We start from the raw sequence: 26,299 nt of genomic DNA, 5'->3' as shown, positions 1-26,299 counted from the left end.
CGCGTCGCTCGCAGCGCGCCGCGTGTCACGCGACGCGAACTCGCCAGCAACCTGCCGATCAGAGGCTCGTCTACCCGCCGCCGTGAAACGTAAAGCCTTCGCGGAGGGCAGACAAGTCATCACATAGCAAAAAAGATCGCGCAGCGAAAGCTTCGATGCGGCCCCGAGGGGGCCCGCCCGCCCAGCCAGCGGACGCGGCGCCCCTCCGGCCGGTGCTTCACGGCGCGGGTGGTGGGTCCACCCACTCGACGGGCAACGCGAGCACGGGCCCCATCTCCGACACGAGCGAGAGGGCGCGGAGCTCCGGGATCGCGGCGAGCGTGCGCGCGAGCGGGGAGGGCGCGGTGCCGAAGATGCCCACCGAGAACGGGTCCGCCCCGTCCTCGCCGCCCTTGGCCGTGCGGACGATCACGACGTCGTCAGGCGTGAGCCGGGCGCGCTCGCGCGCGAGCTGGATCGCGTCGCGCAGGGAGCCCAGGCCGTCGACGAGGCGCCGCTCCTGCGCCTGGCGGCCGGTCCAGACCCGGCCCCCCGCCACGGTCTCGACCTCGGCGGCCGTGAGCTTTCGCCCCTCCGCCACGCGCGCCACGAACAGCGCGTAGAAGCGCTCGATCTCGCGCTCGACGGCGGCGCGCTCCGGGGCCGACCAGGGCTTCGCGAGGCTCGTGAGCTGCGCGTTCTCGCCCCGCGCCGCGGCCTCGCGGACCACGCCGAGCTTGGCGAGCAGGCCGGAGAGATCGGGCTTCAGGGCGAAGACGCCGATCGAGCCGGTGAGGGTGGAGGGCTCGGCGAGGATCGTGTCGGCCCCGACCGCCACGAGGTACCCGCCGCTCGCCGCGGCGTCGCCCATCGATGCGATGACGGGCTTGCGGCGCCGGGCGCGCTGCACCTCGCGCCAGATCCGGTCCGAGGCGACGCCGTCGCCGCCCGGCGAGTCGATGCGGAGCACGATCGCCTTCACGTCGGAGTCGTCGGCGGCGCGCCGGAGCTGGGCGGCGATGGTCTCCGCGCCGGCGATCGCCGCGACGCCGAGCCGGTCGCCGCGGCTCTTCCCGCCCGCGATCGCCCCCTCCACGCGCACGACCTCCACGTACGCCGCCGGGCCCCAGCGCTGCGCCCGGCGCTCCTCGTCGGGCGAGTAGCCGCCCGTGACCTGCACGCGCCGCTTCGTCACCCGCCGGGCCCAGCCCTCGAGCTCGTCCGGCCACAGCACCGCGTCGAGGAGCCCCTCCGCCTTCGCCTCCTCCGCGCCGAACAGGCCGCGGTCCGCGAGCGCGCGCACGCGCTCCTCCGGGACCCGCCGCGCCGCGGCGACGTCCCCGACGAACCGGCCGAAGACGTCGTCGAGCAGCGAGCCGACCATCTCGCGCGCCTCCGGTGATCCCTCCGTCCGGACGAGCGGCTCGGGCGCGCTCTTGTACGCGCCGCGCTTCACCACCTCGAAGGCCACCCCGATCCGCGCGAGCGGCTCCTTCACGAACAGCGTGGAGGTGGAGACGCCGTTCACGAACAGCGTCGAGCCGGGCTGGGCGGCGATCTCGGTCGCGGCGCTCGCGATCCAGTACTCGATGGTGCCGCCCCCGGCCAGGTACGCGAGGACCGGCTTCCTCTCGCGGATGCGCGCCAGCGCCGCGCGCAGCGCCTCGGCGCGGCCGGCGCCCACCCCGAGATCGTCGATGCGGACCGCGACGGCGGCGACCTCGGGATCGTCGCGCGCCGCCTCGAGGCGCGCGAGGAGCCGGCCGTACGGATCCGGCTCTCCGAAGGTGAAGAACAGGAACGTGCGCGGCGGCTCCAGCGCGCGCTCGACGTCGATGGCCGGCACGTCGTGCCCGGTGAACGCGGCGCGGTAGCGCTCGCCCGAGAAGCGCACGCCGACGAGCGAGCCGGTGCGATCGCGCACCGGCACGGCGCCCCCCGTCCAGCCGACGTACGGTCCGTTCCAGGAGAGCGCGACCACCGCGGCGGGCCGGTCGCCGGTGGGCAGCCCCGACCGGAGCGGGAGCTGGAGCTGGGCCGAGACGGCGAGGCCGGACCAGACCTCCGCGCCGAGGCCGGTCGCGAGGTGCGTCACGCGCAGCGCGTCGCGGCGATCGTCGTCGCCGAGGAGATCGAGCGAGAGGGTGAGCCCGTCGCGCCACAGCCGCGTCGCGACGCCGAGGTCGTAGCGGATGGGGAGCGGCTCGCCCGAGAGCCGCGCGTCGCGGTCGCGCATCGCAGCGGCGACGCTGAGCCAGCGCGTCGGCCGAACCGTGAGGCCGACGTCCCAGCTCGAGAGCCGCTCGAGCGCGTCGTCCCGGGAGGCCCAGCGGTTCCAGCCGATCGCCAGCGAGAGGGCGCGCGTGTCGGTGAGGGCGAGGGCGAAGGTCGTCTTGCGGTAGCGCGGCCCGTCGCCGGAGCCGGGGCGGACCCACTGCATGCCGAACCCGACGCCGAGCGGGCCCACGCCGTCGGCGGCGAAGATGGCGTCCGCGCTCGAGCCCGGGGTGACGTCGCGCTCGTGGAACGCCTGCACGGCGAGCCGGGGCACGAACCCCACGCCGGCCGGGTTCACCGCGAGCGCCGTCGGCTCCTCGGCGGCGGCGGCGCCCGGGAGGGGCAGCGAGAGCCCGGCGGGGAGGCCCTGGTCGCGATCGAGCGCGCTCTGGACCTGGGCGCGCGCGGGCAGCGCGGCGGCGGCGATCACCGCGGCGAGCGCGGCCTTCACGTACAGTCTCATGTGGGCTCCGGCGCGGGATTCTACCGGAGCGTCACCCGGGCGGCCGGGACCGGCCGGGGCGGAAGGGGATCCAAGGGGGGCTGCCACCCCTCCCGGCCGAGGCCGCTACTCCTCGTTGCCCGCGTCCTCGACGGTCCGCAGGTGCTCCTCGGCGAGGGGCACGAGGTTGCCGGCCCGGTACTCGCGGAAGACGTCGAGGAGCTGCTCCTTGTGCGGCCGCACCTTCCCGAGCGGGCACTTCTCCCACTCCTTGCGCGGCTCGTCGCAGTAGCCCATGCGCTTGTCGCCGCACTTCGGCTGCAGGTAGCCGCCGATCTCCGGGATGGCCTTCATCACCTCGCGCCGCATGAGCGCGACCATGTGCCGGATCTCCCACTGCGCGCGCCAGCAGAGCCGGAGGTCCGCGATGTGCAGGAGCTCGGTGAAGTTCACCATCACCTGGAAGTTCGTCGGCGTCGCGTTGGGCAGCACGAAGCGGGCGTCCTCGGCGGGGATCCCCTTCTCGAGCGCCAGCTCGTACACGCGGGTGATCTCGCGCATGAGCCGGTCGTACTCGTCCGCCATGCCGTGCGCGTCGCGCCAGGTCTTCGGCATGACGTAGTCGAGCCGCTCCTCCTTGTAGCGGACGTAGCGCTGCGACTGCTGCTCGAACGAGATGCCGATCCGGTGGCGCACGAACTGGTGCGAGAGCGCCCGGGAGACGCCCGAGATCCCGAACCAGAACACCACCTGCTCGAGGGGCGAGGCGTGGCCGGTCTTGAGCCGCTCCGCGATGAACTCGCGGATGGCGTCGGGCGCGATGCGTCCGTCGCGGATCTCGCTCCAGACCTCGCCGGGCGTCTTGGGGGTGTAGCAGGTGCGGTAGGCGCCGTAGAGCTTCGCGAGCGGGTCGCGGGCGTGGTCGATGAGGGTGACTTCGAGCGGCATGGGACGAGCTCTCCGGAGAGGGGCGCGGATTCTATAGCGGCGACCCGACACGGGGGAAAGGGCGGCGGAGGCCCGCGGGCCCGCGTATAGAGGGGCCATGGAGCCGAAGCCCGCCTCCGCGTCCCGCGTCGAGGTCACCCACCTCGTCATGCCGGGCGACGCGAACTCCCACGGCACCGCGTTCGGCGGCATGGTGATGCAGTGGATCGACCTCGCCGCCGGGATGGCGGCGATGCGCCACGCGCGCCTGCCCGTGGTCACGGCGTCGATCGACCAGCTCTCGTTCCTCGCGCCGGTTCCGATCGGCCACATGGCGCTCCTCGTCGCGCGCGTGACCGCGGTGTTCTCGACCTCCATGGAGGTGAACGTCGAGGTCTCGACCGAGGACCCGCGCACCGGCGAGCGGCGCAGGTGCTGCGACGCGTACCTGACCTTCGTGGCGATCGACGACGCCGGGCGGCCCACGCACGTCGCGCCGCTCGTCGCCGAGTCGGACGACGACCGCCGCCGCGAGCGCGGCGCGCGGGTCAGGCGCGAGTCGCGGCTGGGGCTCCGGGCCGCGCTCGCGCGCGAGTGAAGCGGCGGGGGCCACGCCCCGCTCGATCCCTTCAGGCGCCGCGCAGGCGCAGGTAGAGCGTCGCGCCGTCGTAGAACGTGAGCCGCACGGCGCCCGCCTCGACGCGCGCCCCCGGCTCGAGCCGCAGCGGCGCGCGGCCGATGCGCAGCCCGTTCACGCTCGTGCCGTTGGACGAGCCTGCGTCCTCGACGGTCCAGCCGCCGGCACCGTCGCGCCGGAGGACGAGGTGCCGGCGCGAGAGGGTGCCGTCGTCGACCACGATGTCGTTCTCGGGCGCCCGGCCGACCCGGACCTCCGGACCCCCGTTCCTGGCCGCGAGCGCGATGACGAGCGACTCGCCGGCCGCCACGAGCCGCGTGCCGGGGTCGGCGAGCATGGTCTCCCGCCCGGCCGCGGGCGGCCGCCAGGGACCCGCCTCCCATACGAGCCAGTCCTCGGGCCGCTCGCGCTGGAACGACGCGAGGTCGCACCCGGAGTACTTCCTCGTCAGCCAGGAGAGGAGAAAGCTCTTCACGGTGGCCCCCGCCGCGCGCTTCTCCCCGCGAACGGGGCGATGACATCACGGAGGGGCGAGGGGTGTCGAGCCGCAGGGCCACGGGACGCCACCGCCGCGTCGTTCCCCTCCCGGACAGCGACCCCGGCCCGCGCTCAGCCCCGGAGGCCCGCCGCGAGGACGGCCGGGAGCGCGGTGAGGCCGCGCGCCTCGAGGCGCGTCAGCCCGCGCCCCAGCGCGTGCGCGGTGCGGTGGCTCGGGAAGTACGGCGGCTTCGGGAACGTCGCGGCCGGATGGCGGATGACCGTCTTCTCGACGCGCTCGAGCATGAGCGCGTTGTGCACGAAGCCGCGGCCGCTCTGGATGTCGGTGAGCGGCGCACCGGGGTAGGCGCCCCACGGCGTCGAGCCGAAGGCGAAGCCGTACCCGGCCCAGCAGTTCACGGAGACCGAGCCGTAGCGCAGCCGCCGGACCGCGCGCTCCAGCGCCGCCCCCGTCGTGCGGTCGGAGAGCGTGCGCGGGTGCACGGCGATGTGCGCCGCGAGCGTCCCCCACAGCGTCTCGTTCGCGAGCGTCACCGCGGCGTCGAGGTACTCCAGGGGATCGGCGCTCCCGATCTCGGTCTGCCAGAGCAGGGCGCAGAACGGCTCGTCGCGGAACGCCGCGTCGTCGGGATCGGGCGCGACGCCGCGCACGATCGCCCAGGGGAGCTCGCCCTCCGCCGCCTCCCCGATGCGCCGCACGTCGCCGCGGCCGTCGAGCAGGCGGTGGTAGCTCGAGGCGGAGCCCGGGTACCAGGCGCGGCGGGGCGGGGCGAGCGCGGTGAACCGCTCCACCGCCGCGAGGAACTCGTCGCGCTGGCGCCACCCGCGGGCGGTGACGAGCATCTTGCCGGCGATGCAGTTGTAGGACGCGTTGTGCGTGAGCATCCCCGCGACGCTCTCGGCCTGCGCGGCGAGCGTCCGCGCGTCCCACGCCCCCGGCACGACCAGCACCGGCGTGATGTTCCCGAGCTCGCTCGAGATCTCCTTGCGCAGGAGCGGGTCGTTCCTCGCCATCCGCGCGGCGCGCTCCGGCCCCGGCGGACCCCAGACGATGAGGTCGTGCGTGCGATCCGAGCCGGTGATGTGCACCTCGTCCACGCCCGGGTGGTGCGCGAGGTGCCAGCCCTCCTCCGCGCCGCCGTAGACGACGGCGAGGAAGCCGCGCGCGATCGCCTCGGCGAACGCCTCCTCGAAGAGCGGCCCGAGGTACGCGTTCACCGGGTTCATCTTGAGGACGCAGACCTTGCCCTCGTTGAAGAGCTTCGTCACGACGTCCGCGGGCGGGATCGCGTTGATGTTCCCCGCGCCGAGCACGAGGCAGACCTCGCCGTCGTGGTCGGGCGCCTTGTGAAAGCGCGCGCGGCCCTCGTCGAGCTCGGTCCTCCCGACGCCCTCCTCGAGGTGCACCTCCGCGCTGACGCCCCTGAAGAGCGCGCGATCGGTGGGGGAGGCGGGGAAGACACGGACCGTGAGGCGCCCGTCGAGCGTCTCGCCGACGGCGCCGATGGGCGTGTTGCCGCGCGCCGCGAGCGCCTGGAGCGAGCGGACGACGAGGCGGAGCTGGCGGAGGACGACGTACGGCCCGCTCAGCCACTCCTCCCCGGCGACGGGGGAGTCGAGCGGGATGCCCTTCGCCGCGCAGGCCGCCGCGACGGCGCGCTCGGCGGTGCGCTCGAGGCCGCGCGCCATGGAGCGCGCCAGGGCGATGCGCTCGGAGAGCGACGCGCGCGCCCAGATCGGCGCGCCGTCGCGCAGGCGCGCCACGGCCTCGTCGAGGCGGCGCGGATCGGTGACGGGAGACGGGGCGGCGGCCGGACGCGTCATCGGGCGTTCTCCGCCCGTGATCGTAAGGGATCTCCCGGCTCGCCGCTCGAAACTTCCGGTGCCGGGGCGCACGCCCGGGGGCGACCCGCCGCGCGCGGCGCTGCGATCGTCCCGGGATCACGCTCGGTCGCTCAGGCGGGCTCGGCCCGGCGCAGCGTCGCGAGCGTCACCTCGGGCGGCGCGTTCACGCGGACGCGGATCCCGGACATGCCGATCCCGCGGTTCACGTAGAGCTGGACCCCGCCGTCCAGCGCGTAGCGGCCGCGCAGGAACGGCTCGTGGACGATGGCCGAGAGGAACAGCGGCGTGAAGATCGGGATGTTGATCTGGCCGCCGTGCGTGTGGCCCGAGAGGCAGAGGGTCGGGCGGCCGAGACGCTGGAGCTTCTCCGCCGTGCGCGGTCCGTGCGCGAGCACGAGCGGCGTCGGGCCGGCGAGCCCTCTCAGCGCCTTCCCGACGTCGTCGCGCCGGGTGAGGTGGTCGCCCACCCCGACGACGGGGAGCGGGGCCCCCCGCAGCCGCACGGTGGTCCACGCGTTCTCGAGGACCTCGTAGCCGTGGCCCCGGAGCGCCGCGGCCGCGCCCTCCGGATCGACCCCACACGTCGTGGTTCCCGAGCACGGCGATCGTGGGCGCGGCGAGGCCGCCGAGCAGCTCGTGCATCGGATCGAGCTCGCGGCGGGAGTGCGAGAGGTAGTCGCCGGTGAGGACGACGAGGTCGGGCTGGAAGGCGTTCGCCTCCTCGATCGCGGCGCGGACGACCTCCGCGGGCGTCCGCGGCCCGACGTGGAGATCGGAGAGCTGCGCGACGCGCAGGCCGTGGTGCGCGGGATCGAGGCCCGGCACGTCGAACGTCACGCGCTCCGGCGTGGGCGCCGCGTGGCGGGCCTCGGCGGCGGACGGGAAGGCGCCGAGCGCGCCGGCGGCGCCGACGAGCGCCGCGCCCCTCAAGAACCCTCTCCGCCCGAAGCTCCGCTCCATCCGCGCTCGCGCTCCCTCGCCGGCCGCGCGGCATCGCGCTCGCGCCCCGGAACACTGGAACGCCCCGGGGCCGGCGGCGATTCCTTGGGCGGGGCGGGTCGTGGGGGCGTGCGGGGGCTCGCGCGGCAGGAGCGCGCGGCCCGCACGGCGGCGCGCCGGGTCCCCGGCCCGCTCGGGCGCCCCGGCGGGCGCGCGGTTGACGGAGCGCGGGGGCGCGGCTATCGAGCGCGGAGGAGAGGAGCGGGCCTTGAGCATCATCCTCGATCCGGCGCCGGACTTCAGGGCCGCGGCCGCCATCGGACTTCGCCAGGCGAGGTGCGCGAGGTGGCGCTCGGCGACTACGCCGGCCGCTGGCTCGTGCTGGTCTTCTACCCGCGCGACTTCACCCCCGTGTGTCCGACGGAGCTGCTCGAGCTGTCGCGCCGCGCGCGCGAGCTCTCGGAGCTCCGCGCCGAGGTCCTCGCCGTCTCGGTGGACGACGTGGAGACGCACCAGCGCTGGATCCGCGAGGTGCTCGGCCCCGTCGCCTTCCCGCTCGCGGCCGACCCGGCGGGCGCGATGAGCCGCGCCTACGGCGCCTTCCTCGAGCGCGCCGGCGTGGCGGCGCGCGCCACGTTCCTCGTGGACCCCGAGGGAATCGTCCAGTACGCCGCGTTCCACAACCTGGAGGTGGGCCGCTCGCCCTCGGAGATCCTGCGCGTGCTCGAGGCGCTGAGGACGCGCGAGCGGGTGCCCGCCGAGTGGCGGCGCGGCGAGCCTACGCTCGGGCGTTGAGGCGCGTCGCGCTGCGGGAAGGAATCACTTGGCGTGAACGCGGCGCGGCCACGCTCGACGCCGCGGCGCCCGCGTCGTCGAGACCGGTGCTCCGTCGGGCGCGGCTCACTTGCCGAGCAGGTTTGCGGGCGGCACGCCCAGCGCCTTGGCCATCTTCTCGATGGTCTCCAGCGGTGGAGAGCGCTGCCCGCGCTCGAGCATCGAGACGTACGAGACGGAGATCCCGACCTTGTCGGCCAGCGCCTTCTGGGAAAGCTTCTTCTTGGCCCGCAGGCGGCGCACGTTGCCAGCGAATCGCGTCAGGAGATCCATGCGAAACCCTTAGCAAAGTGACCCCGCGTGCTCATTGTCCTTTTCGGGGTGCCCCCCGGGCGTCCTCGACGCTGAGTGACGCGGTTACTAGTGTCTTTTTGTCCCACGACCAAAGGAGGACTCGAATGGCAGCGAAGCCAAAGGCCGTCTGGCGGCTGGAGGTCGGCGACGAGGCGCCCGACTTCGAGCTGATGGCGACCGGCAGCACTGCGGGTAAAGGCGACACGAAGCGGAAGATCCGGCTCTCCGACTATCGTGGCAAGAAGAACGTGGTGCTGGCGTTCTACCCGGCCGCCTACACCCCCGTCTGAACCGTCCAGATGCCCTCGTACGAGGAGGATCTCTCCGAGTTCGAGCGGCGGAATGCCCAGGTCCTGGGCATCAGCACGGATCAGGTCCACACCAACGAGGCGTGGGCGAAGTCGATGGGCGGGCTGTCGTTCCCGCTCCTGTCCGATCACTGGCCGCACGGCTACGTGGCGGCCCTCTACGGCGTCCTCCGCGGCGAGAACGGCATCTGCGAGCGCGCGATCTTCGTCGTCGACAAGCAGGGGAAGGTTGCCTACATCGACATCCACGACATCGGCGAGCAGCCCCCCACCGACAAGATCATGGCGGCGCTCGACAAGCTGAAGTAGCGGAGGGCGGATGCCGCAAGGAGCCGAGCCGAAGCCGCTCGAGCTGTCCCGTTACTGCGTGCCGTTCACGCCGTTCCAGGGGAAGCTCGAGGACGCCGCGATCTGCATCGTCTCGACGGCCGGGGTCCGGCTCGCGAGCGACGTGCCGTTCGTCACCGACGGCGACGCCACCTGGCGCGTCATCGGGGGAGACGCGGAGGCGAAGGACCTCCGCTACGACGACACGCACTACGACCACGCCTGCGTGGATCGCGATCTCAACTGCGTGTTCCCCATCGACCGGGTGCGCGAGCTCGCGCGCGAGGGGCGGGTGGGCGGCCTCACCGAGCGCCACTTCTCGCTCGGCTTCAGCCAGGCGCTCCGCGAGCTGCGCGAGAAGACCATCCCCGCGCTCGTGCGCGAGGTGGACCGCGAGCGCCCCGGCGCCGTGCTCCTCACCGGCGGCTGACGCCTCTGCCACCGCACGGTGGTCACCGTGCAGCGGATGATCGAGCTCGTGGGCATCCCGACCGTCGTCGTGACGGTCGAGCCGGAGGAGACGCGGCAGGCGCGGCCTCCGCGCGCGCTCTGCCCCCGCGGCTTCGTGGTGGGCCACTCGCTCGGACGCCCGTCCGACACCGCGCTCCAGAAGTGGATCCTCATGGACGCGCTCGGGCTGCTCGTCGGGGAGCCGCGCCCGGGCGAGGTGATCGAGCGGGACTACGCCTGAACCCCGCTGGCGGTCCCCGATCACCACCCGTGGTCGGGAACCGCCGCGGTTCAGGCACGATCCGGTCGGGGCTCGCGCCGTCCCGTCACGGACCGTCGTAGGCGGTCACGGCACCCGGCCCGAACCTCGACTCGAGGTGGGCCATGTACACCACGCGAGGGCTCGCCCAGCGGTCGATCTGGATCGACCGCACGGGCCCCCGCGCGAAGGCCGGCACCGAGTCCGGGGGGAGGTCCTGCACCCACGCGCCGTTCCGGTAGCGCCCGAAGCCGCCCCAGGCGAACCCCACCCACACCGAGCCGTCGGACGGATCGCACGCGACGGCGAGCGCGCCGCCCGCGCCGGCGGGGACGCCGACGGTGCTGAAGGTGGAGGCGCCCTTGCGCAGGAAGGCGAGGCCGTGCGCGTCCGAGCCGACCCACATCGTCCCGTCGTCGCAGAACGAGATCGACTGCACGCTGTCGCGCTTCGTGGCGTCCGCCGGATCCGCGTCCGAGCTCCAGATCCAGAGGTAGGGGCTGGGCGGCGACTGGTTCCCCCACCACGGGCCGTGGAAGTTCTGCGACAGCTCCGGCCGCCGCATCGAGGCGTAGCCGGGGAGGCTCGCCGTGCGGAACTGGTTCGCGTACCAGGGCACGTTCGTGGTGGGGTCGAACGCGAGCGCCCACGCCTCGCCGGTGAGGAACTCGCCGTGCGCGTAGATCGCGGGGTGCTCGTGCTCGAACACGCCCTTCGCGTCCTCCCAGGCCGGGTCGCCGCGGGTGAGGTCCTGGAGGCCGCGCGCGTCGGGGTTCGCGACGAGGATCGAGATCGTGGCGTGCGTGCCGCCCAGGAGCGCGTCGCCGTACGAGAGCGAGCGGCCCTTGTCGTGGTTCACGACGATGCGCTGCACCTGACGCAGCTTCCGGCGGCCGCCGAGCATGAACGGATCCCAGCCGTAGCACTGGGTGTCGTTCGAGCCCTCCACGAAGAACTCGCACACGTAGCCCGGGGGCGTCGCGATCCGGACGTGCCGCTCGCGCGCGAGCGTCGTGCCGTCGAACGTGACGACGTCGGCGCCCCCGGAGTCGACCGCCCAGTCGGCGTCCGTGTCGCCGTCGGTGCCGACGCCCTTGAAGCCGATGATCGCCTTGTTCGGCGTCGAGCCCGCGACCGAGATGACCGGGCACGTGACGGCGGGATCGGACGGGGTCGCGTTCGCGATCTGCGCCGCGTCGTGGCAGTTCTTCGTCAGCCCGGCGGCGTCCGCGTCGAAGCGCTTGAAGTCCTGGGCGGCGCGGGACTTCGCGTAGACGGCGGCGTCGCCGCCCGCGACGTAGACGTTGCCGGCCTCGTCCGCGGAGACGTCGCTCACCTTGGCCGGGAGCCCCTGCTCGGCGCCCCAGAACCGGAAGGCGCCGACGACGACCGGCGCCTTCACCGCCGGGGCACCGCCTCCGCCGCCGCCACCTCCCGTGCCGCCTCCGGTCCCGCCCCCCGTGTCGCCGCCGGTGCCGCCGCCGCCCGTGTCGGCCGGGGTCTTGGTGCCGCCGCCTCCGCCGCCGCCGCACGCGGTCAGCGCAGCCGCCGCGAGCACCGCCGCCCAACGCCGCATCCCGGCCATCCGCCGTCTCCCGCGCGCCCGCCCGGACGCCGGGCCGACGGGCCCTCCGGCACGCACGCGCAAGAAAAGCTGGCCCGAGCGACACGGTCCGCCAAGCCGGGGCGCCGGGGGCAGCACTCCGGGTGAGACCTCCCACGCTCGGACGGGGGGCGCGATCTGGCGCGCGCGGCCCGGCGCGGTCACAATCGGGCCATGCTGCAGGGAGACCTCGCGACCTTTCCCCTCGCCGAGCTGTTCCAGTGGCTCGATCAGAGCAGGCGCTCGGGGATCGTCGAGCTCGACGCGGGCGAGGGGACGCCGTTCTGGCTGCACGTCGTCGACCGCCGCATCGTCGCGGCGGCGCGCCCACCGTCCGAGCCGTCGGCGCTCGGCACGCTCGCCCGCTGGTCGCACTCGGAGCCGCCGGAGTCGCTCTGGCCGGAGGCGTGCGCCGACCGGATCGTCGATCTCTTCCTCGCGCCACCAGGGGGCCGGTTCACGCTCATCGTGGACGCCGGCGGCTTCGAGGACGGGGTCCGCCTCGACGTGGGGCTCGGCCAGATGGCGCTCGAGGGCCTGCGGCGGCTCGACGAGTGGCCCGAGCTCGACCGGCGCTACCCGTCGGACACGGCCGCGCTCGTCGCGGAGGAGGGCGCCGCACGCCCGCGCACGCCGGGGCAGCGCGCGCTGCTGGAGGCGGCGCGGCGCCGCGCGTCGATCGCCGAGGCGCGCCTCGCGCTGGCCCTCTCGCGCGCCGCGGTGCTCCGCCGGATCGAGACGCTCCGCGCCCTCGGCCTCGCGCGCGTCGAGGGCGTGTCCGCGCACCCGGACCCGGTGGCGTCACTGGTGGCGAAGGCACAGCTGCTCGTCGACGCGCGCCAGTTCGACGAGGCGGGCATCGTGTTCCGGAGCCTGCTCGCCGCGGATCCTTCCGACAGGCGCGTCCGCGCGCTCCTGCGCGAGGCCGAGCGCGAGCAGGTCGCCGTGCTCTACGCGGAGCTGTCCCCGGTCGCGGTCCCCGTCCTCCTGGCCGGGCTGGCGGCGCTCGACGGGCCGGCGGCGCGGCGGCTCGGCCCGACGGACCGCGAGGTCGCGGGCCGCCTGAACGGCAAGTGGGACGTCGCGAGCATCGCGCTCGCGAGCCCGCTGCGGGAGGTCGAGACGCTGAAGGCGCTCCGCAAGCTCGTCCGGCTCGGGCTCGTCGAGCTGCGCGAGGCCTGAGGCGCGGGGCGAGGGAGCTCGGCGATCCGACGCGAGCGCGCAGGGCGTCACGCGCGCGCCGTGACAGGGGCGTGACCCTCCGATGGCAGGATCCAACCGCTCTGGAGGGCACACCATGATCGACACCGCCTCGCACGACGCTCCGCGCGCCGCAGAGAAGCCGCTCCTGCGCGGCGTGTCCCACGAGATCGCCGCGTTCGTCGCGCTCGCCGCGTGGATCGCGCTCGCGCTCGTCTCGCCGTCGGCGCGCGCCCGCGCCGCCGCGAACGTCTACGGGGCGAGCCTCTTCACCCTGTTCGCCGTGAGCGCGCTCTACCACCGGCCGACCTGGCCGCCGCGCGCGCGGCGCTGGATGCGACGGCTCGATCACTCGGCGATCTTCCTCCTCATCGCCGGAACGTACACGCCGTTCTGCCTGGTCCTCGGCGGCGCGCGCGGCGAGGCGCTCCTCGTGATCGCGTGGGGCGGGGCGGCGCTCGGCATCCTCCAGTCGATCCTGTGGGTCCGCGCGCCGAAGCCCCTCATCGCGGTGATCTACGTGCTGCTCGGCTGGGTGATCCTCCCGGTGATGCCCGCGCTCGTGGCGCGCCTCGGCCCGGGCGCGATCGCGCTGCTCGGCGCCGGCGGGATCGCCTACAGCCTGGGCGCGGTGGTCTACGCGACGCGGCGTCCGGATCCGTTCCCGCGCGTGTTCGGGTACCACGAGATCTTCCACGCGCTCGTGGTGGTCGCGGCGGGGCTCCACCTCGCCGTCACGGCGCGGGCGCTCTTCTCGCTGTAGCCGATGCTAGCGGCCGGCGGCCCGGGCCGCTGCCTTCACCTTCGCGGCGACGAGGACGTAGAGCGCGAAGAGCGCGTCCCGCTCGGTGACCGCCGCGTCCGGCATCGCCGCGATGCGCGCGAGCCGGAGCAGCTCGTGCGGGTCGAGCCCGAGCCGCGCGGCCCGCCCGTCCTCCGCGGGCACCCGCGCCAGCACCGCGGCCACGCCGTCCGCGGCGATGCGCGCGGCCTCGCCGTAGGTCCGCTCGCGCAGCGCGTGCTCGGTGGCGGCGATCGCCGCGCCCTCTCCCGGGAAGAGCCGCGCGAAGGACACCGGGGCGAGCGCCGCCGGATCGGCCGGCCCGGAGGCCTCGGCCGCCGCGGAGAGCTGGGAGGCGAGCTCCGACCCGCCGCCGGAGAGCTCGAGCGGCCGCGGCGTCGCGCGGCGCGCGGGCTGGCGCGAGCGCAGGTCCTTCACCACGAGGCGGGTGATCTCCTTCAGCCCGGCGAAGACCCCGACGCCGCGGCTCGCGATGCTCTCGACCTCGGGCGCGCCGTGGCGGTTCAGGGCGGCGCGGAGGTCCTCCACCGGCAGCGCGCCGGGGAGATCGCGCTTGTTGTACTGGAGCACGTGGGGGAACTCGGCGAGGGAGATGCCGAGCTCGCCGAGGTTCGTGGCGAGGTTGTCGATGGACTCCGCGTTCGTGTCCCGCGCCGCCGGCTGGGAGTCCGCCACGAACACGACCCCGTCGGCGCCGTTCAGCACGAGCTTGCGGGTCGCGTCGTAGAACACCTGGCCCGGCACCGTGTAGATCTGGAGCCTGAGCGTGAGCCCCCGCACCTGCTCGATCTTGAGGGGCAGGAAGTCGAAGAAGAGGGTGCGATCACCCTCCGTCGAGAGCGACACGAGCTGGCCGCGCGTCTCCGGGCGGACGCTCTCGTAGATCTGGTGGAGGCTCGTCGTCTTCCCGGACAGGCCGGGGCCGTAATAGACGATCTTCGCCGAGATCTCCCGCGCGAGCGGGTTGACGGTGGACACGGCCGGCATCATAGCCCCGGGCGATCGGGGGGGCGACTTCGCCGCAGGCGCGAAGGTCCGCTCCCGGCGCCTCGGGAGAGGCGGCACGGGCGGGCGCGGCCTTCACCGCGCGAGGAGGGCGTCCACCACCGCCACCAGGTCCTCGCCCTGCACGGCGGGTGGGCCCATGGCCGGGTGGAAGCGCCGCTCCAGCCGCGCGCACCAGCCCCCCACCAGCCCGGCGCGCTGGGCCCCCTCGACGTCCCACGCGTGCACCGCGACGAGCGCGAGCCGCTCCGGCGGCTGCCCGAGGGTGCGCGCGGCGTGCAGGTAGATCTCGCGGCCCGGCTTGTAGCGGCGGATCTCGTCGACGCCCATGACGCGCGCGACGTGATCGAGGAGGCCTGCGCGGTCGAGCAGCCCGCGCGTCGCCTCCACGCCGCCGTTCGAGAGGGTCGCGATGGGCACGCCCGCGCCGGCGAGCCTGCGGAACGCGGGCGCGACGTCCGGCGCGGGGTCGAGCGTCTTGAAGCCGTCGAGGACGTCCTCGACGGCCGCGCGCTCCACCGGGCGGCTCCGCTGGGCGAGGAGCACCTCGAGCGCGCCGCCGGCGATCTCGCGGAAGGGCCGGAACGAGCCGCTCGCGTCGAGCGCGAACGCGTCCCGAAGGATCCGCGTGAACCAGGTGTCGAGGTCGAGGGGAGCGAGCCCCAGGGCGGCGAGGCGCAGGCGCAGGGGATCGAGCGGGAAGAGCGTCTCGATGACGTCGAAGATCACGGCGGCGGGGCGGGCCATGGGCCGGTGCGTACGCCGCGACCTCCGCCGGCGCAAGGCGCGGGCGGGGGTGGCGGCGCGGAGGCGGCCCTCGGCGTCGGGGCCCGTTGACGGCGGGGGGCGGAAGGGCGAAAAGGCGGCCATGCCGTCCACCTCGCTCACCTTCGCGAGCCGCGCCGAGCACCGCGCCTGGCTCGAGGCGCAGTCGGCCCTGCCCGAGGGCTTCTGCATCGGGACCACGAGCTTCGAGTTCGTCCCGGTCGAGGCGCCGAAGCCCGGCCGGATGAAGCTCACGCTCGTGGCGCTCGACCGCCCGACCCCCGCGTTCGCCGCGAAGTTCACCCGGAACGCATTCCCCGGCGCGCCGGTGATCGTGGGCAAGCGCCGCCTCGACGGGCCGACGCTGGGCGGCATCGTGGTGAACACCAAGATCGCCAATGTCTGCGCGCCGGGCGGGATCGAGGCGGCGGAGCGCGTCGGCGCCGAGGCGGCGCGACTCATCGGGATCGCGCCCGAGGAGGTGCTGCCTTCGTCCACCGGGGTCATCGGCTGGCAGCTCCCCGTCGAGCGGATGATCGCGGCGCTCCCCGAGGCCGCCTCCGCGCTCCAGTCCGGCACGATCCTCCCGGCCGCCGAGGCGATCACGACGACCGACCTCTACCCCAAGGTGCGGCGCGCGCCGCTCGGGGAAGGGACGCTCGTGGGCATCGCCAAGGGCGCGGGCATGATCGAGCCGAACCTCGCGACCATGCTCGTCTACCTGCTCACCGACGTGGACGTGCCGCGCGACACGCTGCGCGCCGCGCTCGACGCCGCCGTCGAGGTGACGTTCAACTGCATCTCCGTCGACACGGACACGAGCACCTCCGACACCGTCGTGATCGTCTCCTCCCGCAAGAAGGCGGCCCCGCCGCCCGGCGCGCTCGCCGCCGCGCTCGCGCAGGTGTGCGGCGACCTCGCCGAGGACGTGGTGCGGAACGGGGAGGGCGTCCACCACGTGATCCGCGCGAGCGTCACCGGCGCGCGCACGTTCGAGGAGGCGCGCGCGATCGCCAAGTCGGTGGTGAACTCGCCGCTGCTCAAGGCGGCGGTGAACGGGAACGATCCCAACGTGGGGCGGCTCCTCTGCGCCGTCGGCAAGCAGGCGGGCGCCTCCGGGATCCCGCTCGACCCCGCGCGCGTCACGATGCGCGTGGGCGACGACCTCGTGCTCGAGGGCGGCGCGATGCGGCTCGACCCCGCGAAGGAGGAGCGGCTCGTCGCCCACATGAAGTCGGCGGAGCTGTACGCGACGCGTCCGTCCGCGGACGGGCTCTTCCGGCCGCCGATCGACTACCCGCCGCACGAGCGGCGGGTGGAGATCGGGATCGACCTCGGCATGGGGAGCGCGGCGTGCGCGGTCCTGGGGGCCGATCTGACGCACGAGTACGTGACCGAGAACGCGGACTACCGGAGCTGAGGCGCGCGAGCCAACACCCGACCGCGCCCGAGTCCGGCGGGTCCGCGCGGCGGACCTTCGGGCCCGAGAAACCCCTCACGCCCCGCGCGCTGCTCCCGGCACCGACCGTGCACTCTCGCGCGCTCGCGCGGGGGCCGCGCCGGGGAGATCCACGATGAAGGTGACCGAGAAGGGCAGGGCGGAGGGCGGCTCGAGAGGCGCCATTGCGCAGCGGTTCGACGAGGTCCTCCGCAACGCCCGCCGAGGCGTCCGGGCTCCGCACCGGTCGCCTGCAGTCGCCGGCGTCGACGAGCGCGCCGGCGCACCCCGGAGCCTGCGCGCGCGACGCGCGAGCGCGGATCACGCGGGCAGCGTGCTGCGCGAGCGGCGCGCGGACGCCTTCGAGGCGGAGCGGCTGACGCGGCCTCCGCCCGCGCCGGTGGCGCAGCTCCAGCCCGCGCGCATCGAGGGGGTGGCGGACCTGCGCGCGATCGTGCGCACGCTGCCCGCCGCGATCGAGGCCGCGCGCGTCCGCGAGGGCGAGCCCCTGTCCCTGTCGCTCGGTCGCGCGCTCTCGGTCGATCTCCGGCGCGGCGCCGGCGGCCTCGAGCTCGTGCTCCGGCCCGACGCCGTGCTGCAGCGCGCCGCCGCCGCCGAGCTGCCCGGGCTCCTCGAGACGCTCCGCGCGCGGGGCATCGTCGTGGCGCGCGCGGAGGTGCGCGCGCAGCCGCACGCCGGCCCGCCAGCCGGGCGCTCCGCGCGTTGACGCCGTCCCGGCCCTCCGCTACAAAGGGCGCCTCGGTACGGCACCGTCGCCAAGTGGTAAGGCAAAGGTCTGCAAAACCTTTATTCCCCGGTTCGAATCCGGGCGGTGCCTCTCTCCGAAGGGCTCGAAGCCGCTCAGGTTTCGGGCCCTTCGTGTTTTCGCGCGGTGAACGGCGGGCCCCGCCGCGCAGGGCCCGGGACAGGCCGATCCCTCCGCGGCGCGCTGCGAAGCTCACGCGAGGCGTGTACGTTCGTCCCGGCAGGCGAGCGTCGAGGACAGGGGAGGGTGCGCGAGGTGCTCCGAGGGATCGACGATGGCGCGGAGTCGAGCGGTGCGAACGCGCCGCGCCGCCGGATCGCGGCGCGGGGCCGCCCGCTCGAGGACCCGGCGTGCGCCGGCTGCAGGCAGCTCCCGCTCCTGCGAGCGCTTCGCCGCGCGGGGCTCGCCGTCCGCGGCGGTCTCGGCTGCGAGCCTCCGGCCGCGGGCGAGCGGGACGCGCCGCCCGGCCGCGTCGCGCGGATGGCGGGCGCGGTCGAGGCCCTCGTCCGTCCCGGGGCGCTCGTCGCGGAGGCCCGCGACCTCGCGCTGCTCGTCGTCGCCGATCGCGGGCCGCACCGCGCCGCCGCCGTGGAGTCCGCGCTCGCCGCGGCGGGCGCGCGCGTCGTGCGCCTTCCCGCCGGATCGGGCGCGCAGGACGCCGAGCGGCTCGTGGCAGAGGCGCTCGCGAGCGTCCGCCCCGCGGCGCTCGTCGCGCTCGCCGAGTGCGCGCGCCGCGAGGAGGCACGCCCGCCGCTCGCGATCGAGCCGGCTCGCTGCAACCGCTGCGGCGCCTGCCTCGGCCTCGGCTGCGTCGCGCTCTCCGACCCAGGGGGCGAGGCGATGTCGATCGACCCCGCGCGTTGCGTCGGCTGCGGTCTGTGCGCCCCGCTCTGCCGCGGCGGCGCCATCCGGTGTCGCTGACGTGCTCCTGCCTCACCGGTACGGTCCGCTCCGCCCACGCAGGGCGCCCGGGCGACGGGGGCTGCCGGGACGCAGGCGGCGCGTTAGACGAGGGGCGTGGCGACCGAGATCTGCCAGTACTGCGGCGTCGACCTCGACGAGATCGAGCCGCGGCAGGAGACCGGCTGGACGTACGGCGTCGAGTGCAGCCGCTGCGCGCCGGAGCAGCGCCGCTCGCAGGTGCTCGCGCGCCGGGAGCGCGTGGCGGAGCTCGCTTGCCCGCAGTGCGGCGCGCGCATCGCGCCGGCGGAGGGGCACCCCGACGTGCTCGTCGTGAAGGAGCTCACCTACGAGGTGTGCGCGGCGTGCGGCGAGCGCTGCGGCGTCGCGGCGGTGCGGAAGGTGCGCGACGTGTCGGGCGGGACGATGTAGCGATCAGCGCGGGGACCGCGAGGAGCCGGCGAGGTCCGCGACGGTGCGGGGCCGCTGCCGGTTGCGCACGTGCTCCTCGAGCCAGCGGACCGTGTCGAACAGCGTCTCCTGCGCGTCGCGCGCGGAGAAGCCGAGCTCCGCCTCGGCCTTGCCGGACGCGCAGTACCAGAAGTGCTCGCCCATCTCGACGGATCGCGGATCGAGCGGCGTCTCGCTGCCGCGCCAGGCGTGGAACTTCTCGAGGAGCCGCGCGCCGGCGAGGTTCAGGTCGGACGGGAGCCGCACGCGCGGGCCCGCGACGCCGGTGAGCCGCTCGAGCCGGCCGAAGAAGTCGCGGAACGTCATGTTGGCGCCGCCGAGCAGGTAGCGCTCGCCGGGCCGCCCTCGCGTGAGCGCGGCGCTGAACGCGCGCGCCGCGTCGCGCACGTCCACGAACGAGAGGCCGCCCGAGGGCATCGCGGGGATGCGCCGCTCCATGAACTTGAACACGACGTCGGTCGAGGAGAGGCGCGCGTCGCCGGGCCCGAGCAGGAGCGACGGGTTCAGCACGACGAGCGGCAGCCCCGTCTCCGCGTGGATCCGGAGCGCGGCCTTCTCCTGGTAGATCTTGGACAGGTAGTACGGCCAGCCCGCGACCACGGCGATGGGGTGGTGGTCCGCCTCGGTGGCGACGCGCTCCTCGCGCGAGACCGCGATGGTGCCCGAGGAGGAGGCGAGCACGACCCGCTTCACCCCGGCCGCGACGCAGGCCTCGAGGAGCCGGCGCGTGCCCTGGACGTGCAGGTCGTAGAGCGCGCGCGGCTCGGCCGGATCGAAGTCCACCTGGCCGGCGAGGTGGTACACGGCGTCGACGCCGCGGACCGCCTCCCGCACGGCGCCCTCGTCCGCGAGGGAGGCGCGCACCACCTCCGCGCCGATCCGCTCCGCGTCCGGCGGGGCGGAGCGCTGCAGGAGCCGCAGCCGGTGGCCCTCTCCGGCGAGGAGCGGCACGAGGGCCGAGCCGAGGAACCCGGTCGCGCCGGTGACGAGGACGTTCATGGCTCGTCCTTCCGCCGCCGGGCGCGGGTACGCGTGGCGGTCGCGGCGCCGGTCTGGGTGGCGTGCGGGGTCGAGCTCGGGGTCGGAGTCGGAGTGGCGGGGGAGGCGGGGGCCGGCGCCGGCGTCGGCGTCGCGGTCGCCTTGGCGATCGAGGTCGCGGTCGCGCCGCCGGTCGAGGTCGCGGTCGCGCCGCCGGTCGAGGTCGCGATCGCGCCGCCGGTCGAGGCCTTCCGCTCGCCCTTCGCCGCCTCCCGCAGGGCGCGGACGGCGTCCTCGATCACCCGCGTCGCGACCTTGTACCCCTCGCTCCGCGGCAGGCCGGCGATGCGCTGGCGCAGCTCCTCGACGGCGATGGGGCGGCCGATGCGCACCTCGAGCTCGGCGTTGCGCGGGACGCTCTTGCCCGGCGGCAGCGCCTCGAAGGTGCCGTCGAGGTGGAGCGGCAGCACGTCCACGTTGCACTGCAGCGCGAGGTAGCCCGCGGTCGGGAAGAACGGCCGCAGCGCGCCGTCGCGGGTGCGCGTCCCCTCGGGGAAGATGAGGAGGTGGTACCCGCGGCGGAGCGCCTCGGCCGCGGCCTTGAGGCTCGCCTTGAGCGAGCCCTCGCGCTCCATCGGGATGAGGTTCGTGAAGTTCTCGAAGTAGGCGCGCTTCACGCGGGTGTCGAAGAAGTAGTCCCGCGCGGCGAGCGCGGCGAGGCGCCGGCCCTCCTCGCCGAGCGCGATCTTGACGAGCCCCATGTCGAGGTGGCTCGCGTGGTTCGCGACGACGAGCACGTTGCGATCGTGCGGGATGTTCGCGGCGCCGACGACCTTCGCCTCGTAGAGCCCGTGGTAGAGGGCGCGCTGGCCGAGCCCGAGCAGGCGACGACCGAGCTTCGCCAGCGCCGCCGGCACCGCGATCTCCGCGTCGCCGGCGGGCGGCGGCGGGGCGGCGCGCTCCGGCTCCGGCGCGTGGCGGTGGACCGCCGCCGAGACGACGCGCGCGAGCTCGCCCGCGGTCTGGACGTCCTGCAGGTGCTCGGCGGCGGACGCGGGCACGCCCGCCTCCTCCAGCGCGGCGGTGAGCTCGGTGAGCATCAGGCTGTCGAAGCCGAGATCGGTCGCGAGGTGCGACTCGTGCGTCACCTCGGCCCGCGGGCGGCGCGAGACCTCGGCGAGGAGATCGAGGAGCCAGCCCTCGCCCGCGCCGCGGTCCTTCGCCGACTCCCGCGCGCGCCGCCCCTTCTGCGCGGCCGTCTCGAGCCGGAGCAGCTCCTCGCGCACGAGGCCGCGCTTCACCTTCCGCGTCGCCGTCTTCGGCAGCTCGCCGTCCACGACGTGCCAGACCTTCGCGCGCTTCGCGAACGGGAGGGACGCCGACACCGCGCGCACGTGGGCCTCGAGGCGGGCGCGCACCTCCTCGCGATCGTCCTCGCCGTACTCGGGCACGACGATGAGCGCGACCTTCTCGCCCGTGCCGTCGGGGAGCCCCACGACGCACAGCTCCTTCACGAGCTCCGGCTCGCGGTAGGCGTCCTCGACCTCGTCCGGGTAGACGTTCTTCCCGTTGGCGTCGATGATGACGTCCTTCTTGCGCCCGACGAGGGTGAGGTTGCCGTTCGCGTCGAGCTTGCCGAGGTCGCCGGTCCGCAGCCAGCCGCCCTCGAGCACCTGGCCGGTGAGCTCGGGATCGACGCCGGCGTGCTCGCCGCCGCGCCAGTAGCCGAGCATGACGTTCGGCCCGCGGGCGAGCACCTCGCCGACGCCGTCCGCGTCCGGCTCGGAGATCCTGAGCTCGACGCCGGGCAGCGCCGGACCGACGCTCCCCTTCGGCGCCTCCTCCTCGGGCTGCGACACCGCGAGGACCGGCGCCGCCTCCGTGAGCCCGTAGCCCTCGTACAGGTCGAAGCCGAGCTCGCGGAACGCCTTCTGGACCTCGGGATCGAGCGCGGAGCCGCCCGACACGAGCAGGCGCAGGCGGCCGCCGAAGCGGCGGTGCACCGGCCAGAAGAGGAGCTTGCCGAGGTTCACCCCGAGCTCGGAGTCGCGCAGCGCGGCGTTGCCCTTCATGAGCGCGCGGAACGCGGCCTCGACCACGCCGGGCTTCGCCGCGAGCTCCTGCGTGATGCGGCGGTGGAGGAGCGACCAGAGCGCCGGCACCCCGATCATCGCCGTCACGCGCCCGGCGGAGAGCGCCTCGGAGATGCGGTCCGAGGTGAGCTCGTCGAGGTACTCGATCTCCGCGCCGCGCGAGAGCGGCACGAGCAGCCCGCAGGTGAACTCGAAGGTGTGGTGCAGCGGGAGCACGGACAGCATGCCGTCGCCCGGGCCGAGCTCGAACGTGCCGACGAGCTTCGCGACGAGGCTCGCGAAGTTGCGGTGCGAGAGCATGACGCCCTTGGGCGTGCCGGTCGTCCCGCTCGTGAAGATGAGCGAGGCGAGGTCGTCCGGGCCGATCTTCACGGGCGGCGCGCCCGCGCCGGGGGGGCCGCCCGCGAGCGCCTCCCCGAGGAGCGCGGTGCGCGCGCCGGGCACCGCCGCGGCGGCGAGCGCCGCGAGGCCGGGGCTGCGCTCGGCGGCGTCGTCGGAGAGGAGCGCGAGGCGCGCTCCGGCGGTCCGCCAGAGGTTCGCGAGCTCGCGCTCGGTGAGCTGCGGATCCACCGGGACCGCCGCCGCGCCGGCGCGGAGGATCCCGAAGTAGGCGATCGCCCACTCGGGCCGGTTCTCGCTCGCGAGCAGCACGCGGTCGCCCTTCGCGACCCCGGCCGCGTGCAGGAACGCGGCGACCGCGCCGGCGCCCCGCCGCAGCTCGCCGTACGTGACCCGCGTCTTCGCCGCGCCCTGCATCCGCAGCGCGACGCGGTCCTTCCAGCGCTCGCACCCGGCGTCGAGGAGCTCGAGCAGGTCGCGGTGGGCCTTGGGGGCGTGGACGCGCTTGCCGGACTCCTCCTCGAGCCCCGGGAACACCCACTCCTCCATGCCCTTCATGTGCACGTCGAGCCAGTAGCGCCGCCAGTCGAGCGCCTCCGGATCCCACGGCACGCGCGCGCGGTCCGCGTCGCCGAGCCGCGCGTACAGCGCGCGGATCGCGGCGCAGCGGAAGACGTAGCGGTTGTCCCAGACGAACGGCATGTAGAGGTCCCACATGGCCTTCGTCTTCTCGAGCCGATTGCCGAGCTCGTCGAGGCTCTCGGCGGCCCCCTCGGCGAGCGCCGTGAGCCGCGGCGCGCCCCAGCGCGGCGACGCCTCCAGGAGGAGCCGCTTCGCCCCGCGGGCGAGCGCGGAGATCGCGGGCGCGCTCGCCGCCTCGTAGTGGGCGCGCGAGACGGAGTAGGGCTCGAGCCGGGAGAGGAGCCGGTTCCAGGTGCGGTTCCCCTCCTCGCGCTCGCGGAAGAAGCGGCGCCGGTAGAGCGCCGTGAGCTCGACCGCGCGCCGCGCCCAGAGGGGGTTCACGTCGCCCGAGGCGAGGTGGTAGACGCGGCCCTCCGGGAGCTCCCCGGCCCCGGACGCCCGCGAGGCGTCGCGGCGCTCCACGAGCTCGGCGGTCGCCGCGATCATCGCCGCCGCGACGAGATCGACCGGCACGACGTCCAGGATCGCCTTCTCCGCGGCGGGGAAGCTGCGGTGCCCCTTGAGCGCCATGAAGGCGAGCGGCGCGCTCGTCGTGAACCCCTCGTTCCAGCCGGGGAACGGGAAGCGGAGCGCGCTCTCGACGATCGACGGCCGGACGATCGACCAGACCACCCGCTCGCCCCGGGCGCCTCCGAGCGCGCTCGCGGCGATGACCTGCTCGCCGAGCGACTTCGTGTAGGTGTACGTGTTGGGCCAGCCCCAGTGGCGGGCGCGGGTCATGCCCGCCTCGACGAGCTGCCCGGACAGCCACAGCCGCCTCTCGCGGCCGACGGCGAGCCGCAGGGCCTTCTCGTCGCCCGCGCGCCCCTCGGCGCGGAGCCGCTCCAGCGCGCGATCGCGGAACTCGGACTGGAGCACGCGGTCGTCGGCGCGCGCGCGGAGCTCCTCGATGCGCCGCGTGGCGTCGGCGAGCTCGCCGTCCACGTCGAAGTCGGCGGCGGCGAGGGCGCCCGCCTTCGGCCGGCCCTCGACGCCCTCGCGGCGCGGGAAGTAGCCCGGGAGCTCCTCGTCCTCGTGGACGACGCCGTCGCGGTTCCCCGCGACGAAGCAGGTGGACACGTGCAGGAGCGCCGCGCCGGTGGTCCGGCAGAGCTCGACCGCGCTCCGCGGCCCGCGGACGTTCACGGCGAGCGCGAGCTCGAGCGAGGGGTCGAAGTCGACGAGGCCGGCGCTGTTCACGACCGCGTCGAGCCCCTCGAGGCGCGCGAGGTCCGCCTCGGAGAGGCCGAGGAGCGGATCGGTCACGTCGCCGGCGAGCGGCACGCACTTCTCGCGGAGGAAGGCCTCGAAGCCGGCCCCGTGGCGCGCGCGCAGCGTGTCGAACGGGCGGCTCGGGGCGACCTTGTCGAAGAAGCGGGCCTCGGCGGTGCCGCCGGTCCCGGGGCGGACGAGCACGAAGACCCGGCCGACGTCGGGGTAGCGGTCGAGGAGCATCGAGAGCGCGACCTTGCCCACGAAGCCGGTCGCGCCGGTGACGAGGATCTTGCGCCCGGCGAGCGCGCGGCCGACGTCGAGAGGGTCGGCGGCGGTCGAGGCCGTGCGGCCGGCGCCCGGGCGCGGGCCCGGGTGCTGGTGCGCGGGGCGGGATCTGTCGCGGCGCTCGCTCATCCGAGGTTCTGCGTCATGACGATCGGCGGGTGGTGGAGGAGCGCGATGGACGCGCTGCGGCCGTGGATCGCGCGCGCCATGTCGATGGCCTCCGAGAGCGTCTCCGCGTGGTCCCAGCCCATCATGCGCGGCACGTGCGCGTTGTCCGCCCCGGCGGCGATCACCTTGCCGACGTGCTGGCGACCGTTCTCGCCCCAGTACCACATGAAGAACGGGTGCGCCCCGTGGTACGCGTGGCCGGTCCGGTACATGTGGACGTAGGTCGGGTTCTCGGCGAGCTCGCGCTCGTAGCGCGCCTCGAGCACCTGCGCGTCGCGGGTCTCCGGCAGGAGCCGGTGGAAGAACTCGATGTAGCTCGGGTGGTGCTCGGGGTCGAACGAGTCCGAGCACGGGTGCGTGACGATGAGCGTGCCGCCCTTCTTCACGAGCGGCTTGCCCCGGTAGAAGTTGAAGAAGTACCCGCAGGCCATGACCTGGACGAGCAGCGGGTTCAGGATCGAGTTCACGTTGTACGGCGAGACGTACGGGATGCCGTAGATGAGCACGTCCGCCTGGAAGTCCACGTCCACGGCGTACTGCGCCCAGCTCTTCTCGAGGATCTTCGCGTGCGTGGGCTCGGTCAGGCCCGCGTGCACGGCGATCACGTCGTACGGCGCCGGCACGGCCTGGAAGATCTTGCGCTTCGCCACGGGCGGGAGCCGCTTCAGGGTCGCGCGCATGCCCGCGAGCTTGAGCCGATCGAGCTCGGTGTAGTCCTCCTCCTTCTTCATGAGGAACTCGAGCGGCCCGTCGAACATCCGGTTGTTGATGGTCGTCTCGATGTGGAAGACCTGGAGGTGCTCGTCGACGTAGCGGCCGATCCGGTCCACGGAGCGGTGCATCTCGGAGCGCTCCGGGTCCATGTACGAGTGGCTCTTGCGGATGTGGTGCGGCGTGTGGTGCGCCTTCACGCCCTCGTAGTTGGTGAGCCCGGTCGAGACCGACTTGTGGCCGCCGTCCATGGGGACGAGGTTCAGGTTCACGTAGATGAGCAGGTCCGACTCCGCCGCGCGGCGGTTCACGATGACCTTCTCGCCGTGCGCGGTGGTGCCGAGGACGACGCAGCCGTCGGGGTCCTCGGCGTCGTGGTTGTAGTAGCGGTCGGGGTAGTAGGCGTCGAAGATCTGGTCGCCCACCATCCGCCGCATCTCCGCCTCGGTCATGCGGCGGTGGAGGGCGATCGCGATGACGAGGTGGACGTCGTCGACGCCGGACTCCGCGAGGAGCGGCAGGATCACCTCGAGCACCTGCTGGCGGACGTCGGGCGTCCGCATCGGGGGCAGGGGGAGCGAGATGTCGTCGATGGCGATCGTCACCCGCATCCCGGGGCGCAGGAGCGCGTGCAGCGGATCGCAGCCCTCCGGCCGGTTGATCGCGCTCCGGATCGCCGCCTTCACGTTCGGCAGCCCCTCGAGCGGCGGCTTCGGGTAGATGACGCGGGTGCCGACGGGCAGGTCCTCGACGAGCAGGTCCTCGCCGGAGAAGAGGACGCGCGGGGGCGAGTCCTTGTCGATGGTGACGATCTGCTCGGTCGTCTCGTAGAACCGCGCGAGGCTCTTCGGGTCACGCATGCG

22 protein-coding genes, 1 tRNA gene and 1 pseudogene are annotated in these 26,299 nt (G+C 74.6%); 11 read left to right on the top strand and 13 right to left on the bottom strand.

Annotated elements, in window-relative coordinates; all coding sequences use genetic code 11:
* Positions 1–217: 217 nt before the first annotated feature.
* Both sppA and thyX read right to left on the bottom strand, forming a co-directional pair.
* Entirely contained in the window at positions 218–2,719 is a 2,502-nt protein-coding gene (gene sppA, locus MLV88_RS10420; RefSeq protein ID WP_243337398.1) for a signal peptide peptidase SppA, read from the bottom strand.
* A gap of 105 nt (positions 2,720–2,824) precedes the next feature.
* On the bottom strand, positions 2,825–3,646 hold the full coding sequence (gene thyX / locus MLV88_RS10415) for an FAD-dependent thymidylate synthase (RefSeq protein WP_242336080.1): 822 nt from the start codon (positions 3,644–3,646) through the stop codon (positions 2,825–2,827).
* A gap of 97 nt (positions 3,647–3,743) precedes the next feature.
* Here thyX and MLV88_RS10410 point away from each other — a divergent pair, with 97 nt between their 5' ends.
* A complete protein-coding gene (locus MLV88_RS10410) occupies positions 3,744–4,223 on the top strand; it encodes an acyl-CoA thioesterase (RefSeq protein WP_242336077.1) in 480 nt (159 codons plus the stop codon).
* Positions 4,224–4,254: 31 nt separating this feature from the next.
* Here the strand turns inward: MLV88_RS10410 and MLV88_RS10405 are convergent, their stop codons facing one another.
* From MLV88_RS10405 to MLV88_RS10390, 4 genes and pseudogenes are all read right to left on the bottom strand, one after another.
* A complete protein-coding gene (locus tag MLV88_RS10405; RefSeq protein ID WP_242336074.1) occupies positions 4,255–4,737 on the bottom strand; it encodes an FHA domain-containing protein in 483 nt (160 codons plus the stop codon).
* A 134-nt stretch (positions 4,738–4,871) separates the two neighbouring features.
* Complete coding sequence (locus MLV88_RS10400; protein ID WP_242372582.1) at positions 4,872–6,584, bottom strand: aldehyde dehydrogenase family protein; 1,713 nt, start codon at positions 6,582–6,584, stop codon at positions 4,872–4,874.
* A 131-nt stretch (positions 6,585–6,715) separates the two neighbouring features.
* Positions 6,716–7,108 (bottom strand): metallophosphoesterase family protein, encoded by a 393-nt coding sequence (locus tag MLV88_RS10395; protein WP_243337395.1) that lies wholly within the window; start codon positions 7,106–7,108, stop codon positions 6,716–6,718.
* A gap of 130 nt (positions 7,109–7,238) precedes the next feature.
* Positions 7,239–7,565: pseudogene (locus MLV88_RS10390) on the bottom strand (metallophosphoesterase); the annotation flags it as partial.
* A gap of 324 nt (positions 7,566–7,889) precedes the next feature.
* On the opposite strand from MLV88_RS10390, the gene MLV88_RS10385 reads away from it, so the two are divergent.
* A complete protein-coding gene (locus MLV88_RS10385; RefSeq protein WP_242336064.1) occupies positions 7,890–8,339 on the top strand; it encodes a peroxiredoxin in 450 nt (149 codons plus the stop codon).
* A gap of 105 nt (positions 8,340–8,444) precedes the next feature.
* On the opposite strand, the gene MLV88_RS10380 is transcribed toward MLV88_RS10385, so the two are convergent.
* Positions 8,445–8,651: a helix-turn-helix domain-containing protein gene (locus MLV88_RS10380; RefSeq protein WP_011985507.1), complete on the bottom strand. Its 207-nt coding sequence runs from the start codon at positions 8,649–8,651 to the stop codon at positions 8,445–8,447.
* A gap of 125 nt (positions 8,652–8,776) precedes the next feature.
* On the opposite strand from MLV88_RS10380, the gene MLV88_RS10375 reads away from it, so the two are divergent.
* Both MLV88_RS10375 and MLV88_RS10370 read left to right on the top strand, forming a co-directional pair.
* The gene (locus MLV88_RS10375) at positions 8,777–9,289 is read left to right on the top strand and encodes a peroxiredoxin (protein WP_242336061.1); all 513 of its coding nucleotides are present in this window, start codon (positions 8,777–8,779) and stop codon (positions 9,287–9,289) included.
* A gap of 10 nt (positions 9,290–9,299) precedes the next feature.
* Positions 9,300–9,998, top strand: a complete 699-nt coding sequence (locus MLV88_RS10370) for a selenoprotein B (protein WP_243337394.1) — start codon at positions 9,300–9,302, stop codon at positions 9,996–9,998.
* 85 nt (positions 9,999–10,083) lie between these two features.
* On the opposite strand, the gene MLV88_RS10365 is transcribed toward MLV88_RS10370, so the two are convergent.
* Entirely contained in the window at positions 10,084–11,592 is a 1,509-nt protein-coding gene (locus tag MLV88_RS10365) for a hypothetical protein (protein WP_242336055.1), read from the bottom strand.
* 201 nt (positions 11,593–11,793) lie between these two features.
* Here MLV88_RS10365 and MLV88_RS10360 point away from each other — a divergent pair, with 201 nt between their 5' ends.
* Positions 11,794–12,801 carry a DUF4388 domain-containing protein gene (locus MLV88_RS10360; protein WP_243337393.1) on the top strand — a complete coding sequence of 336 codons (1,008 nt, stop codon included), beginning with the start codon at positions 11,794–11,796 and terminating at the stop codon, positions 12,799–12,801.
* Positions 12,802–12,916: 115 nt separating this feature from the next.
* Positions 12,917–13,582 carry a PAQR family membrane homeostasis protein TrhA gene (gene trhA / locus MLV88_RS10355; protein ID WP_243337392.1) on the top strand — a complete coding sequence of 222 codons (666 nt, stop codon included), beginning with the start codon at positions 12,917–12,919 and terminating at the stop codon, positions 13,580–13,582.
* Positions 13,583–13,588: 6 nt separating this feature from the next.
* On the opposite strand, the gene MLV88_RS10350 is transcribed toward trhA, so the two are convergent.
* Both MLV88_RS10350 and MLV88_RS10345 read right to left on the bottom strand, forming a co-directional pair.
* The gene (locus MLV88_RS10350; RefSeq protein ID WP_242336045.1) at positions 13,589–14,599 is read right to left on the bottom strand and encodes a GTP-binding protein; all 1,011 of its coding nucleotides are present in this window, start codon (positions 14,597–14,599) and stop codon (positions 13,589–13,591) included.
* A 102-nt stretch (positions 14,600–14,701) separates the two neighbouring features.
* Positions 14,702–15,373, bottom strand: a complete 672-nt coding sequence (locus MLV88_RS10345; protein ID WP_242336042.1) for an HAD family hydrolase — start codon at positions 15,371–15,373, stop codon at positions 14,702–14,704.
* Positions 15,374–15,494: 121 nt separating this feature from the next.
* Between MLV88_RS10345 and MLV88_RS10340 the strand changes: the two genes are divergently transcribed.
* The 5 genes from MLV88_RS10340 (at position 15,495) to MLV88_RS10320 (ending at position 18,927) form a co-directional block, all read left to right on the top strand.
* Positions 15,495–16,811 (top strand): bifunctional ornithine acetyltransferase/N-acetylglutamate synthase, encoded by a 1,317-nt coding sequence (locus MLV88_RS10340; protein WP_242336039.1) that lies wholly within the window; start codon positions 15,495–15,497, stop codon positions 16,809–16,811.
* Positions 16,812–16,965: 154 nt separating this feature from the next.
* On the top strand, positions 16,966–17,556 hold the full coding sequence (locus tag MLV88_RS10335; RefSeq protein ID WP_242360437.1) for a hypothetical protein: 591 nt from the start codon (positions 16,966–16,968) through the stop codon (positions 17,554–17,556).
* 39 nt (positions 17,557–17,595) lie between these two features.
* Positions 17,596–17,667: transfer RNA gene (locus tag MLV88_RS10330), tRNA-Cys, on the top strand.
* 183 nt (positions 17,668–17,850) lie between these two features.
* Entirely contained in the window at positions 17,851–18,516 is a 666-nt protein-coding gene (locus MLV88_RS10325; protein ID WP_243337391.1) for a 4Fe-4S binding protein, read from the top strand.
* A gap of 96 nt (positions 18,517–18,612) precedes the next feature.
* A complete protein-coding gene (locus MLV88_RS10320) occupies positions 18,613–18,927 on the top strand; it encodes a hypothetical protein (protein WP_242360435.1) in 315 nt (104 codons plus the stop codon).
* Between the two features lie 3 nt (positions 18,928–18,930).
* Here MLV88_RS10320 and MLV88_RS10315 read toward each other — a convergent pair whose 3' ends face one another.
* From MLV88_RS10315 to MLV88_RS10305, 3 genes are read right to left on the bottom strand one after another with little or no spacing between them, the layout of a single operon-like run.
* Positions 18,931–19,965 carry an NAD-dependent epimerase/dehydratase family protein gene (locus MLV88_RS10315; RefSeq protein WP_242370951.1) on the bottom strand — a complete coding sequence of 345 codons (1,035 nt, stop codon included), beginning with the start codon at positions 19,963–19,965 and terminating at the stop codon, positions 18,931–18,933.
* Positions 19,962–24,686, bottom strand: coding sequence for an AMP-binding protein (locus MLV88_RS10310; RefSeq protein WP_243337390.1), 4,725 nt, complete (start codon positions 24,684–24,686; stop codon positions 19,962–19,964). The genes MLV88_RS10315 and MLV88_RS10310 overlap by 4 nt, the downstream gene beginning before the upstream one ends.
* Entirely contained in the window at positions 24,683–26,296 is a 1,614-nt protein-coding gene (locus tag MLV88_RS10305; protein ID WP_242336020.1) for a lactate racemase domain-containing protein, read from the bottom strand. Before MLV88_RS10305 ends, MLV88_RS10310 begins: the two co-directional genes overlap by 4 nt.
* Between the last annotated feature and the right edge of the window lie 3 nt (positions 26,297–26,299).

Origin of the sequence: Anaeromyxobacter soli, assembly GCF_022808855.1 — a bacterium.
In the GTDB taxonomy this organism is placed as follows: domain Bacteria; phylum Myxococcota; class Myxococcia; order Myxococcales; family Anaeromyxobacteraceae; genus Anaeromyxobacter; species Anaeromyxobacter soli.
Note: the sequence above shows the minus strand (reverse complement) of the source record. Positions and strands in the feature narration are given on the sequence as shown.